The organism is Rubrobacter tropicus, from assembly GCF_011492945.1.
Taxonomy (GTDB): domain Bacteria; phylum Actinomycetota; class Rubrobacteria; order Rubrobacterales; family Rubrobacteraceae; genus Rubrobacter_D; species Rubrobacter_D tropicus.
Genome location: NZ_CP045119.1, coordinates 1,532,850 through 1,545,669, shown reverse-complemented (window position 1 = coordinate 1,545,669; position 12,820 = coordinate 1,532,850). Strand labels below are relative to the sequence as shown.

Here is a 12,820-nt window from a genome sequence, read left to right as displayed (position 1 = left end):
GCTACATACCCTGGACCAGCGTGCAAGCTGTGAGACACAGCAACCCCTAACCGATGGACTGTACTTGAATGCTCACCCTGTATAGTCACATCCAAGTACAGTCACCATCGTTACGCCCGGACTACCCTAGCCTATTGCGAGCAACCCGTTCGTTTCGTGGTTAAGAGAATCTAGGAACTCAGTCCCCCCATCTGTCCCGCACTCGCCAGCCCCATAGTAATAGGCTCGTGCAGCATCATGTGCGCACAGTTGGGACACGCAACAGGAACCATCCCGATACCGCCCACCGCTTCGTCAACAGGTATAGAGCCCGTCGCGTCCGGTATAGGCACGACGACTATCTCGCCGCACTGCATCTCACCGTCGTACCCACACGCCAGGCAACGGTCAATGCCCTTCTCCCTACGCCATGCCGTCACATGGTCTTTCTGTTCTTGGGTCAGTGGCACGTGACCTCCTCGTTCGTTTTACGTTTCTCAGGCCTTGCAACGCTTCGCCCCGCTCTTGTCACATCGTAAGTGGAGCCGCCCGAGTAGACGGCTCCTCTTACGCGCAAGACCTGACGCTACACGGTATAGGCGGCAACCGGCGTCACGACCACCGCTGGCCCCTGCACGACAACTTCGTCACGCTCTATTGGACCGCCAAGCTCCTTGGGCCACTCGCCCATGAAGTCGTGGATAGCGTCCTTCAAGGTACCACCAAAGCCATTTGCTCCACGAACTCCAGGAGGAAGAACCTTCAGTAAGTCAATCAGGTCGATTGACGAGCCAGCAGGCACCAGCTCTTGTACCTTCCCGAACAGGGTCATTTCCCCACGGAACTCCGTGCCCATGCCCAGCACGAAGTTCTCTCTCGCAACGAAAACGACCGAGGCGTCCCCGTCTTCGTCGGCTTTGGAGAACATCGGTACTTCGTTGCTTCCTTCCTCGCCTCTCAGCCAACCGACTATCCTCATAATCTGCTCCATGTTGGCTTCGTCGCCCAGCTCGCTCTCCATCCCTAGAGACTTCATCCGGTCCACGATTCCGGTGAAGGAATCGAGCATCTGGTGAAGTGGGGAAGGACGGAAGTCCCTGGTAACCTCCAGCACGCTGCTCCTGCTCAACCCATCCATTTCAAGCGGGGTGTCCAGGTCAACGGTCTGAATGGCTCCTGCCTTCTGCACTTCATCGTACAGTCGGCTGAACATGTGCTGGGCATAGACACGTATGGTCTGCTGGACCTCCGACTCGTCGCCCTTACGCGCACCACCACCCAGCTTGAACGCCTGGATGTTGATGCCGCCGCTGACATTCACGCCGGTGTTCGACTTAATTCTCTGCGTAAGCTCGTTAGCCACGCCAGGGTCAACGCTGGAGAGGTAGTCCGTTATCCTTGCCACGTCGATGTACTCGTAGTCCCTTAACAGGAGCAACGGGTGTCCTTTCGGGTAGGCGCGGGTATACGCTAGGTCACACCCGCTTGCTTGGTATTGTGAATCTGGGGTATAAAGTGGAAGTACCTAACCGTTAGGCGGGACTCTCAGGCTCTTGTCGTGGTTGGGACTGGTAACGGGGAGGGCGTTCGCGACGGGCAATCGAGTGCGTCCTCTCCCTTCCTTTTTTTCTCCAAGCTGAGGGTCCAACCCTTTAATCACCTCCTTCGTGCTCTATGTTGCTCCCTTCTTACCAGCCCGGACATCGCTTGTCCAGTGGAAAACAGGAAAGTGCTGCAAATCGCCGTTCAACCAGAAGTAGAGGTTCAATTAGCCTTGCACTTCAAGGTGGCTGCAAGGTGGTTTAACCTGTGCTGTAGGTACATCCCTCGACCCTGCACTACACCTTAGTTCAACGGAAATAAGGGGGACCATCACCCATTGAGAGCGATGGTCCCTCGCAACTAGGAGCGTGGTTCGTAAGGCTCCAAGTTTCCTGCGTCATTCTGCCTGACCCACATCCTTACGGGGTCGTCACAGTCCCCCTCGCACACCATCTCAACCTTCATCGCTCTAGTCTTGCCAATCGAAAGCCGTTCTGACGAGTACCGTGGAACTAATCGAGCCGAACCGCAACCCCGACACCTCAAGTCTCGCTCACGCGCAATCTCGGTTAGCTGTTGCACATGCTCATAGGTGAACTCCAAATCCGCCATTCTAAAACCCCTTCTCTGCTGATAGTGGACACCTTGATTCTACTCGCCCCCACTCCGATTCCTTAGACTTCTAAGAAAGCTATTGACAGACGCCAGTGCGGTGCGTAGTATCAAAATTAAATACTACACAAAGGAGCGAGCGTGTACATTCGGACGGTCAATATCGAGAGGGACGGCGAGCAATACGGAACCTACTACCAAGCCGTCCGCTCGTACCGTGAGGCCGGGAAGGTCAAGCAAGAGGTTGTCCATCTCGGAGAACACGCCACCGCTGACGAGGCTCTAACGGCATGGGCCTACGATGTAGAGAGGTTGCAGGCGACGAGGCCACGCAAGGCCGACAAGCTCCGGGACAAGATGGAACGCCTACGGGAACTCACGTGACAGCAACCGTGACAGTAATTGACAGTAACGGCGGTCCCGTGGAACGCCAGATGCGCCTAGAATGGCGGATTAGGGCCGACGAACGAGGATTAAAAGTCCCCTGCTCTGCCACTGAGCTACTGGCCCGACCACGGCAGGATTTTATCAGATACGCGCGCCCCGTTTCGGCGAACCGCGGCCACGGAAGTATTTTTTCGTCCACCCGGCGCATACCTGTTCGTAAGGTTAAATCTTGGTTCAAGGAGGCGGACGGAAATGTGCCCCATAGAGCGCCGGTATGCGTTTCGAAAAGCCTCGTATAGCCCATTTGGGCTAACTAAAACTGGCCCATTTAGTGCTTACGATGACTGTTTCATCCAAGTTAAATCGATAGACGTATCTACTAGTACGTGTTGAAAGGCGAATGCGGCCGGGAAGTTCCAGGAGGGGTCCGGGGGCCCGGCGGCAGAAGGATTCGGGGCGGTGGCTCCATGACGCGGGAGGGGAATAACGGGTGAAGGTGCTCATGTACTCGCACGACTCCTACGGGCTGGGGCACTTGCGCCGGACGCTGGCTTTGGCCGAGGCCTTTGTCCGGCGCGGTCCCGACGTCAGCGTGCTGGTCCTTACGGGTTCGACCGTGTCCGGCACCTTTGGGATGTCCCACGGCATCGACCTCGTGAAGCTGCCTTCGGCCATCAAGGTCGGCGGCGGGGAGTACGAGCCGAGCAGGATGTCCGTCAGCTTCAAGCGCCTCAAGAAGTTGAGGGCGGGCCTGATCCGCTCCTCCGCCGAGTCTTTCGACCCCGACGCCTTCGTGGTGGACAAGGCTCCCCTGGGGATGAAGCGGGAGGTTACCCCGACGCTCGAGTTCCTCCGCGGGTGGAGGCCGTCCACGCTCACCGTCCTCGGCCTGCGGGACGTCATGGACGACCCGGCGCGCATCCGGCGCAACTGGACCGAGGGGCTCATCGCCGATGCCATAGAGCAGTTCTACGACACCATCCTCGTCTACGGCCCGCGTGAGGTCTACGACCCCCTGCCGGAGTATGGCCTGTCGGACGCGACGCTGGAGCGCTGCCATTACGTTGGCTACATCGGGCGCGAACCCGTCCTGGAAGAGGCCGTCGATCTGGAGCTCCGGCCCGGATACGTGCTCGTAACAGCCGGGGGCGGGGGCGACGGCTTCCGGCTCATGAAGAACTACGTGGAGGGCCTGCGGGGCAAACCGCCGGCCTTCGAGTCGATCGTGGTCACCGGGCCGATGATGGACGATGGGGCCAGGCGGGAGCTGGAGAAGGCCGCGAGGGGGCTTCCCGTGCGGGTTCTCGAGTTCAGGGCCGACATGGAGCGGCTCGTCGCGCGGGCCGGGGCCGTCGTCTCGATGGGCGGTTACAACACCACCATCGAGTTGCTCGTCGCGCGCAAGCCGGCGCTCATCGTGCCCCGGGTCGAGCCGAGGGTGGAGCAGTTGATCCGGGCCGAGCGCCTCTCGGAGCTGGGGCTCGTGGAGATGATCCACCCGGACGATCTCACCCCAGGGGCGATGCGTAAGAAGGTCGAGGGCCTCCTGCGCCGGGGCCCCGCTTCAGCGCCGGCCGTCGAGGTCGACCTTTCGGGGGCGGCCAGGGCCGTCGACCACGTCGTGTCGGGCGTCGCACAAAAGCGCTCGGTCGCCGTCGGGGCGTGAGCCTGTGAAGGTGGCCTACGTCGTCAAGAGGTATCCCCGCTACTCGGAGACGTTTGTAGTCAACGAGATCCTGGCGCACGAAGCCGCCGGGGTGGAGGTCGGCATCTTCTCCCTCCTCCCTCCCGAGGACGGCCACTTTCAGGACGCCATCTCCCGCGTCCGGGCCCCCGTCACCTACCTGCAGGCCAAGGGCCTGAAAGCATCCGACCTCTGGGCGACCCTGGACGAGGCCGGGGAAGACCTCCCGAACCTCTGGGGAGCGCTCGAGGAGGCCCGCGGCGGGGACGTGCGTCAGGTCTATCAGGCGGTCCTGCTGGCCCGGGAGGCGCGCAGGGGCGGCTTTAGCCACCTCCACGCCCACTTCGCCACGGCCTCGACGACGGTCGCCAGGCTCGCGGCGCGCTTCGCCGGCCTCCCGTACAGCCTGACCGCCCACGCCAAGGACATCTTCCACGAGAGCGTCGACCCGGAGGATCTGCGGCGGAAGCTCTCGGACGCCGCCGCATCCGTCACCGTCAGCGACTTCAACCTAAAGTACCTGCGCGAGAGGTACGGCAGGGCGGCGGACGGGACGCGCAGGATCTACAACGGGCTGGAGCTCGAAAGGTTCCCGTACGGCGACCCGCGGCACAGGGAGCCCGGGATCGTGGCGGTCGGCAGGCTCGTGGAGAAGAAGGGGTTCGCCGACCTCGTCGAGGCCTGCGCCCTCCTGCGCGACCGCGGCGTCCGGTTCCGAGCCCGGATCGTCGGCCTCGGGGACCAGGAAGAACACTTGAGGTCCCTGATAAAGAGTCGCGGCCTGCGCGACCTGGTCGACCTGGCAGGCCCGCTGCCCCAGCGCGAGATGGCGCGGGTCGTGGGAGGCGCCTCGGTCTTCGCCGCCCCCTGCGTGGTCGGCGGGGACGGGAACCGGGACGGTCTGCCGACCGTGCTGCTGGAGGCGATGGCCCTCGGGACGCCGTGCGTCTCGACGGACGTGACCGGCATCCCGGAGGTCTTGCGCCACGGGGAGACCGGCCTGATGGTCCCCCAGCGCGACCCCGCGGCCCTCGCCGGCGCCCTGGAGCGGCTGCTCGGCGACGCGGCGTTGCGGGTCCGGCTCGCCCGGGGTGCCAGGCGCCTGATCGAGGCCGAGTTCGACGTCAGCCGCAACGCCGCCATCCTGCGGGAAGTCTTCGCCTCTGGCGGCGGCCTCGAAGAGCCCTCGGCGCGGGAGGCCACCCTCGCATGAGGATTCTCTACCTCTGCCCCGACCTCGGCATCCCCGTCCTCGGCCGCAAGGGCGCCTCCGTACACGTGCGCGAGCTCGTCGCGGCCCTCGGGAGGGCCGGGCACACGGTCGTCGTCGCGACCCCCCAGCTCAACAAATCTCCGTGGGAGGAGCCGGCGGAGGTAGAGGCCTCGCTGATGCACCTGCCGCCCGGACCCGAGACCGTGGCGGCGGTGCTCGCCATGAAAACCTTCAACGAGACGCTCGGGACGGAGAACTCCCTGCCCGGCGAACTCAGGCGCATCCTGCACGATCAGGAATGGGGACTGCGGCTCAGGCGCAGGTTCGAGAACCACAGACCCGACTTCATATACGAACGGGCGTCCCTCTACGCGACCGCCGGCGCTTCCCTGGCCCGGGCGCTCGACGTGCCCCTCATCCTGGAGCTGAACTCCCCCATTGCCGTCGAGCAGACGACCTACCGGGCGACGGGCCTCGGCGAGCTCGCCTCCCGGGCCGAACGCTGGACGGTCACGCGGGCCGACGCCGTCCTCACCGTCTCTGAACTCCTCAAGGACTACGCAGTCTCTTTGGGCGCGGAGCCCGGCCGGGTCCACGTAGTCCCGAACGGCGTGGACGCCGGGCGTTTTTATCCCGGAGGCCCGGAGCGGGGGCTCAGGGAGCGCTGGGGGCTCGGCGAAGGCCCCGTCCTCGGCTTCGTGGGCGGGTTGAGGCCGTGGCACGGTGTCGAGGTGCTGCCCGCGCTCCTGGAGCGGCTGAAGCGCGCCCACCCGGACGCCCGGCTCGTGGTTGCCGGGGACGGGCCGCTGAGAAAAGAGCTTGAGCGCGACGCGGGGGAGCGGGGTATGCGGGAGAGCGTGGTCTTTACGGGATCGCTCCCGCACGAAGACGTGGCGCCCCTGATCCGGCTCTTCGACGTGGCGCTCGCCCCGTACCCCCGGCCCGACCACGACTTCTACTTCTCGCCCCTCAAGCTCTTCGAGTACATGGCCTGCGGCGTCCCCGTCGTTGCCGCCGCGCTCGGCCAGATCCCGGAAGTGGTTCGGGACGGCGAGACGGGCCTACTCTACCCCCCGGACGACCGCGACGCCCTCGCCTCAGCCTGCGACCGCCTCCTCTCCGACCCGGACCTCCGCCGCCGCATCGGCTCCGCCGCCGCCAAAGAGGTCCACAACCGCTACACCTGGGACAAGAACGCCGAACGCGTTGCGGCCGTCGCCACCGACCTCATCTCGGCCCGTCGGGCAGGGCCGTGAGACGCGCCCCCGCCGTCACCGTGGAAGACCCGTTCGGCGTCGCCTCGGACGCGGAGATGCCGTCCCTGGCGCGCGCCCTGGACCCGGACGAAGCACAAAAGCAGTTCGATGAACGGTTGGGACATCTGGCCGGCGATGGCGGAAGGTTGGAGCTACGGGGCATCCGGGTGGCCCGGTACAAGCCCGGCCGGCGCTGCGTGGTCGAGTACGCGCTCGGGGTCGAGCGGGCGGACGGGACGACGGATGAGGTCGTGCTGCTCGGGAAAGTCAGGGTGAGGCGGTTCGGCAAGTCGGGCTACAGGCAGCTCAGGGCGTTTCGGGAGGCCGGGTTCGGCGGGGACGCGACCGACGGAATCCGGGTGCCGGAGCCCGTGGGCACGATCTCGAAGTTCAGGATGTGGCTGCAGCGCAAGGTGCCCGGCCGGACGGCGACGGAGCTCTTGCCCGAAGCAGGTGGTGAGGAGCTGGCGCGCAGGATCGCGGAGGCGGCCCACAAGGTACACCAGTCGGGCGTACCGACCGGGCGCCGGCACACGATGGAGGACGAGCTCAGGATCCTGCACGAGCGGCTGCCCGAGGTCGCGCGGGAGGAGCCCCGCTTGGAAGGTCGTATCAGGAGGCTGCTGGAGGCGTGCGACAATCTAGGCGCCGGCGTCAGGGAGCCGGAGCCGTGCGGCATCCACAGGGACTTCTACGCGGATCAGGTGATCGTGGACGAGGCTCAACTGTACCTGATCGACTTCGACCTGTACTGCGAGGGCGACCCGGCGCTCGACGTCGGCAACTTCCTGGGCCACCTGACGGAACAGGGATTGCGGACGCTCGGAGACCAGGCCGCGCTCGCGGGCGTCGGGGCGGCGCTCGAGGAGAGGTTCGTCGAGTTGGCGGGCGAGGGGACGCGCGAGGCGGTGCGGGCCTACTCGGACCTCACGCTGGTGCGCCACGTCCATCTGAGCACGCTGTTCGAGGAGCGGCGGGCCTTTACCGGGGATTTGTTGGGGCTTTGCGAGGAGAGGTTGGGGGTGGGGAGCCGGTGAAGGAGCGCACGAAGTTCATGCAGGTGGTGTTCGGGTACTTGCGGGGGGCGAAGGTGAGCCTGGCGCTCGCGGCGGCCTGCACCATCGGGCTGACGCTCACCGAGCTGCTCAAGCCGTGGCCGATCAAGATAGTCTTCGATTACGTGCTGCTGCAGAGGCCGCTGCCGGGGTACCTGTCGTTCTTCGAGGTTTTCGGCGACGGGCGGGTGGCGTTTCTGGTCGCGATGTCCGGGGCTATGGTCCTGATCGCGGTCCTCACCGGCGCGTTTACCTACCTTCAGGTCTACATAACCTCCCGCATCGGCAACGAGCTCGTCTACACGCTCAGGCGGACGCTCTTCGCGCACCTGCAGCGTCTCTCGCTCTCCTTCCACAACAAGACCCGCTCCGGCGAGCACATGACCAAGATCGTCAGCGACACGAACACCCTCAAGGACGTCTTCGCCGAGTCGGCGCTCACCGCCTCGGCCCACATCCTGACGTTCTTCGGGATGTTCACCATCATGCTCTTTCTCGACTGGCGGCTCTTCCTGGTCGTGCTTGCGACGGTGCCGCTGCTCGGGGCCACGCTGTACTACCGCTACCGGGCCTCCAAAGCCTCGTCCAAGCGGCAGCGCAAGCGCGAGGCGGTGATCGCCACGCGCATAAACGAGGTGATGTCCACGGTCCCGCTGGTGCAGGCGTTCGGGCGGGAGCCGCACGAGCAGGAGCGGTTCGAGGCCGAGAGCAGCGAGTTTCTGGAGGAGAGCATCCGCAACGCCAGGATAGAGGCCGTGGCGAGCCGGGCGGTCGTCGTGATCGGGGCGATAGGGACGGCCGCGGTCGTCCTCGTCGGGGCGCTGCAGGTGATAGCGGGCAGGATCTCACCCGGCGACCTCCTCCTGTTCACCTCATACGTGCAGAGCATGTACAGGCCCGTCCGGAACCTCGCGAGGCTCTCCAACAAGTACTCCAAGGCCGTGGTCGGGGCCGAGAGGATCAACGAGATCCTGGAGGTCGAGCCCGAGATCCAGGACAGGCCCGACGCCGTCGAAGCCCCGAAACTCAAAGGCGCGGTCGCCTTCGAGAACGTCTCCTTCGACTACGAGGACGACGAAGACGGCGTTCTGGAGGACGTATCGTTCGCCGTCGAGCCGGGCCAGAGGGTCGCGCTCGTCGGGGCCTCCGGGGCGGGAAAATCCACCATGGTCAGCCTGATACTGCGCCTCTACCAGCCGAAGGCCGGGCGCATCCTGATCGACGGCCGGGACATCCGGGACTATAAGCTCCGCTCCTTGCGGCGTCAGATCGGGATAGTCCTCCAGGACTCGGTGCTCTTCGGCGCGACGATCCGCGAGAACATAGCCTACGGTAGGCTGGACGCGACGGACGAGGAGATAGAGGCCGCCGCCCGCGCCGCCAACGCCCACGAGTTCATAGCCGGGCTGGAAAAGGGCTACGACACCGTGCTGGGTGAGCGGGGCGACACGCTCTCGGGCGGCCAGCGCCAGCGCATCGCCATAGCCCGCGCCGTGGTCAGGGACGCGCGGGTCCTGATCCTGGACGAGCCGATGACGGGCCTCGACGCCGAGAGCGAGGCGCGGGTGCAGGAAGCCCTCGACCGCTTGATGGCCGGCCGCACCTCGTTCCTCATAACCCACGACCTCCACGCCGTCACCGGCGCGGACCAGGTCCTCGTCCTGGAGAACGGCCGGATCGTTGAGCAGGGACAACACGACGAGCTTATGGCGAAGAGCGACCGCTACCGCCGCCTCAACGACCTGAAGACCGGACGCCGGGAGCCTCTGCGTGATCGTTGAGCCCTTCGCCGCCGACCCGGCCTTCCCCGGCCTCGCCCTCGCCGGCGACCCGGACGCCATGAGAAGTCTCTTCGCCGAACACCTGCGTCCTGTCGGGGAGACCCCCTACGAGATCTCGGGCTGCAAGCTCTTTCGCGTCCGCTACCGCAAGGGCGCCCGCTGCGTCCTCCAATACTCCCTCGACCTCCACGACCCCGTCACGGGCGCGGAGCATACCCAGTGGGTAACCGGCGTCATGTACGCCAGCGGCAAAGCGAAGCGCAAGTGGGAGAAGCTGCGCAAGTCCGCGCCGGAGGTTCCGGCCGCGGACCCGGCCTTCGAGCCCGTCTCCTTTCTCCCGGAGCTCGGCATGCTCGTCGAGGTCTTCCCCTACGACCGGCGGCTTCCCGGCCTCCCGCTGCTCATGGCCGGCCCCTCCCCGGAGATCCGGGCGCCGCTGCTGGCGGACTTCGGCGGGAACTGGCGAATGACGGGCTGGCACGCGGAGCTCGTGCGGTACCGCTCCGAGCTCGGGGCGACGGTCGGGATCTCGCTTTGCGCCACCGAAAGCGCCACGGGCCGGACGGAGAGACGCCGCTTCTACGCCAAGGCCTACCACGATGACGCCGGCGAGGTTACTAGCCGCGTGCTCGAGACCCTCAAAGAAGCGGCCGGGGCGTCGGAGACGGCGTTCGTCGTCGAGGGGGCCGTGGCGTACCTGGACGGGCCGCGCGTTCTTTTGCAGAGGGAGGTTCCGGGCGCAACGCTACGGGACAGGCTGCTGCGGGACGAAGATGCGGAGGCCGCCCTGCGGCTGACGGCCGGGGCACTCGCGGAGCTTCACACCTCGGGGGTGGAGGTGCCGAGGCTGCACCCTCTGCAGCGAGAAGTCGTCGTCCTGGAGAGGACGGGGAGGCTCTTGCGGTGGGCGCGTCCGGATCTCGCGGCGCGGATAGACGGCACCGTCGGGGCCGTCGTCTCGGAGCTGGAGGAGGTTCCGCCGGCGCCTACCCACCGCGACCTCAAGCTGGACCACGTGCTTTTGCGCGACGGGCGGGCTGGCCTGATCGACCTCGACGGCTTCGCGGGCGCCGATCCCCTCATAGACGCGGCAGGGGTCATGGCCCACCTGCGCGGCCTGCCCCTTCACTTCCCCGGCTTCGACGGGACGCGGGGCGAGGATTTCGAGCGCACCTTCGCCCACGAGTACTTCGGCCGCGTCCCGGAGGGCTGGCGGGACGGGCTGCCGGTCCACTACGCCGGGGCGGTTCTCAAGATGGCCGTCGGCTTCTTCCGGCGGCGGGAGGCCGGTTGGCCGGCGAAGATCGAAGCGCTCTTGCACACGGCCCGGGACTCGCTCGCGGGGCGGATATGGTAACGCGATGACAAACGGAGATAAAGAACCTATGACGGAACAACAAGAGTTTTCGACGCGCACCTCGGGGACCGGCCTCGAACCGCACCACTTCATAGTGGGGTGCGCCCGCTCGGGGACCACGCTCCTGCACAGGATCGTGGACGCGCATCCACTCGTGGCGGTCACCCCCGAGATGCACTGGATCTCGAAACACCTCGAAACCGATGCGGCCGGAGGCCCAATCGTCACGCCGCGCACGGTCTCGGAGCTCGCGGACCATAGACGCTTCTCCCACTTCGACCTGGACCGCCCGGACTTCGAGGCCCTGCTTGGTATGGAAGAATCGCTGCCCTACCGCGAGTTCTTGCGCCGCCTCTTCGGCCTCTACGGCAGGTCGAAAGACAAACCCGTGGTCGGCAACAAGACGCCTGCCTACGTCCGCCACCTGCCCGAGCTGCATGGCCTGTGGCCGCGGTCAAGGTTCGTCCACATAATCCGCGACGGGCGGGACGTTTGCCTCTCGGTATTGAACTGGAAAAAGGCGGCCAGGACGGCCGGGCGGTACGCGACGTGGGAAGAGGACCCCGTCACGACGACGGCGCTGTGGTGGGAGCGGAAGGTCCGCTCCGGGCACGAGGACGGGGCCGCGCTCGGCCGGGATCTGTACCACGAGATGCTGTACGAGGACCTGATCGGGGCCCCCGAGGCCCAATGCCGCGCCCTCTGCGATTTCCTCGCCCTCCCGTACGACCCCGCGATGGTCCGCTTCAGCGAGGGCAAGACGAGGACAGACCTCCCCGACGCCCGCCGGACGCCGAAGAAGGCCTGGCTCCCCGTCACCTCGGGCCTGCGCGACTGGCGAACGCAGATGGAGGCCGACGACGTGGAGCGCTTCGAGGCCGCCGTGGGAGACCTCCTCACCGACCTCGGCTACGAACGCGCTTTCCCGGATCCGGGCCGGGAAGCGCTGGCGAACGCCCGTAGAGTTCGCGAGGCCTTCGAGCGGGACATCGGGGCCCGCCGGGAGCGGCCGTAGGTTTGGACCCGCACGTCTTCATAGTCGGCTGCGCCCGGTCGGGGACCACCCTGCTCCAACGCCTCGTCGACGCCCACCCCGACCTGTCCGTCACCCCATCGATGCACTGGGTGCGGGACCTGTTCCGCGAACGCGGCTTCAAAAGGCCGGAAGACCCCGTACCACCGACCCTGGTCTCCGCCCTCGTGGCGCACCCTAGGTTCTCCCGACTCGGCCTCGACCCCGGGCGGGTGGCGGCGCTCGCGGGACCGGAGACCACCCACCTTGACCTCCTCTCGGGCATCTTCGGGCTTTACGGAGAGGCTTCCCACAAGCCGCTCGTCGGGAACAAGACGGCCCCCTTCGTGCGGCGAATCCCCGAGCTGCATGCCCTGTGGCCGAAAGCGAGGTTCGTCCACATAATCCGGGACGGTCGGGACGTTTGCCTCTCGATCCTCGACTGGGAGAGTACGCCGGGGGCCGCGGGCCGCTACTCCTCCTGGGGGGAAGACCCCATCTCGACGACGGCGCTGTGGTGGAGGCGTAAGGTCCTCCTGGGGCGGGAGGGCGGGGCCGGCATCGAACCGGGTCTCTACCGCGAGACCTTCTACGAATCGCTCGTCTCTGACCCGGCCGGGGAGTGCCGCAGGCTCTGCGATTTCCTCGGCATCCCCTACGAGGAGGCGATGCTCCGCTTCGTCGAGCGCAGATCGGACCCGGACCTGGAGCGCGCCCACCCGACCATGCCCGTGACGGCCGGCCTTCGCGACTGGCGCGCTCAGATGCCCCGCGAGGCCGTGGAGCGCTTCGAGGCCGTGGCCGGGGACCTGCTCGAGGACCTCGGGTACCCGCTCGCCACGAGTCCCGGCCGGGCGACGGTAGAGCGCGCGGCCAGGATGCGCGAGGCGTTCTCCACCGAGGCCGGCTCCCGGGGCCGGAAGTTGCCGGCGGGGTGGTAGC

The 12,820-nt window shown here is 66.1% G+C and carries 10 protein-coding genes and 1 tRNA gene; 9 read left to right on the top strand and 2 right to left on the bottom strand.

Annotated features, from left to right (window positions below; translation table 11 throughout):
• Positions 1–565: 565 nt before the first annotated feature.
• Positions 566–1,417 carry a DUF6414 family protein gene (locus GBA63_RS07535; RefSeq protein ID WP_166174898.1) on the bottom strand — a complete coding sequence of 284 codons (852 nt, stop codon included), beginning with the start codon at positions 1,415–1,417 and terminating at the stop codon, positions 566–568.
• Positions 1,418–2,274: 857 nt separating this feature from the next.
• Between GBA63_RS07535 and GBA63_RS07530 the strand changes: the two genes are divergently transcribed.
• Entirely contained in the window at positions 2,275–2,517 is a 243-nt protein-coding gene (locus tag GBA63_RS07530) for a metal-dependent hydrolase (RefSeq protein ID WP_166174896.1), read from the top strand.
• 39 nt (positions 2,518–2,556) lie between these two features.
• Here GBA63_RS07530 and GBA63_RS07525 read toward each other — a convergent pair.
• Positions 2,557–2,643, bottom strand: a tRNA-Lys gene (locus tag GBA63_RS07525).
• A 367-nt stretch (positions 2,644–3,010) separates the two neighbouring features.
• Between GBA63_RS07525 and GBA63_RS07520 the strand changes: the two genes are divergently transcribed.
• The 8 genes from GBA63_RS07520 to GBA63_RS07485 are packed head-to-tail and all read left to right on the top strand — an operon-like array spanning position 3,011 to position 12,819.
• Positions 3,011–4,186: a glycosyltransferase family protein gene (locus GBA63_RS07520; RefSeq protein ID WP_166174894.1), complete on the top strand. Its 1,176-nt coding sequence runs from the start codon at positions 3,011–3,013 to the stop codon at positions 4,184–4,186.
• Positions 4,187–4,190: 4 nt separating this feature from the next.
• Positions 4,191–5,417, top strand: a complete 1,227-nt coding sequence (locus GBA63_RS07515; protein WP_166174892.1) for a glycosyltransferase family 4 protein — start codon at positions 4,191–4,193, stop codon at positions 5,415–5,417.
• Positions 5,414–6,673: a glycosyltransferase family 4 protein gene (locus GBA63_RS07510; protein WP_166174890.1), complete on the top strand. Its 1,260-nt coding sequence runs from the start codon at positions 5,414–5,416 to the stop codon at positions 6,671–6,673. Before GBA63_RS07515 ends, GBA63_RS07510 begins: the two co-directional genes overlap by 4 nt.
• Positions 6,670–7,710, top strand: coding sequence for a phosphotransferase family protein (locus tag GBA63_RS07505; protein ID WP_207957127.1), 1,041 nt, complete (start codon positions 6,670–6,672; stop codon positions 7,708–7,710). Before GBA63_RS07510 ends, GBA63_RS07505 begins: the two co-directional genes overlap by 4 nt.
• Entirely contained in the window at positions 7,707–9,509 is a 1,803-nt protein-coding gene (locus tag GBA63_RS07500; protein ID WP_166174888.1) for an ABC transporter ATP-binding protein, read from the top strand. Before GBA63_RS07505 ends, GBA63_RS07500 begins: the two co-directional genes overlap by 4 nt.
• The gene (locus GBA63_RS07495; RefSeq protein ID WP_166174886.1) at positions 9,499–10,866 is read left to right on the top strand and encodes a phosphotransferase; all 1,368 of its coding nucleotides are present in this window, start codon (positions 9,499–9,501) and stop codon (positions 10,864–10,866) included. Before GBA63_RS07500 ends, GBA63_RS07495 begins: the two co-directional genes overlap by 11 nt.
• Positions 10,867–10,894: 28 nt before the next feature.
• The gene (locus GBA63_RS07490) at positions 10,895–11,881 is read left to right on the top strand and encodes a sulfotransferase family protein (protein ID WP_166174884.1); all 987 of its coding nucleotides are present in this window, start codon (positions 10,895–10,897) and stop codon (positions 11,879–11,881) included.
• Positions 11,882–11,883: 2 nt separating this feature from the next.
• Positions 11,884–12,819, top strand: a complete 936-nt coding sequence (locus tag GBA63_RS07485) for a sulfotransferase family protein (RefSeq protein ID WP_166174882.1) — start codon at positions 11,884–11,886, stop codon at positions 12,817–12,819.
• Position 12,820 lies beyond the last annotated feature (1 nt).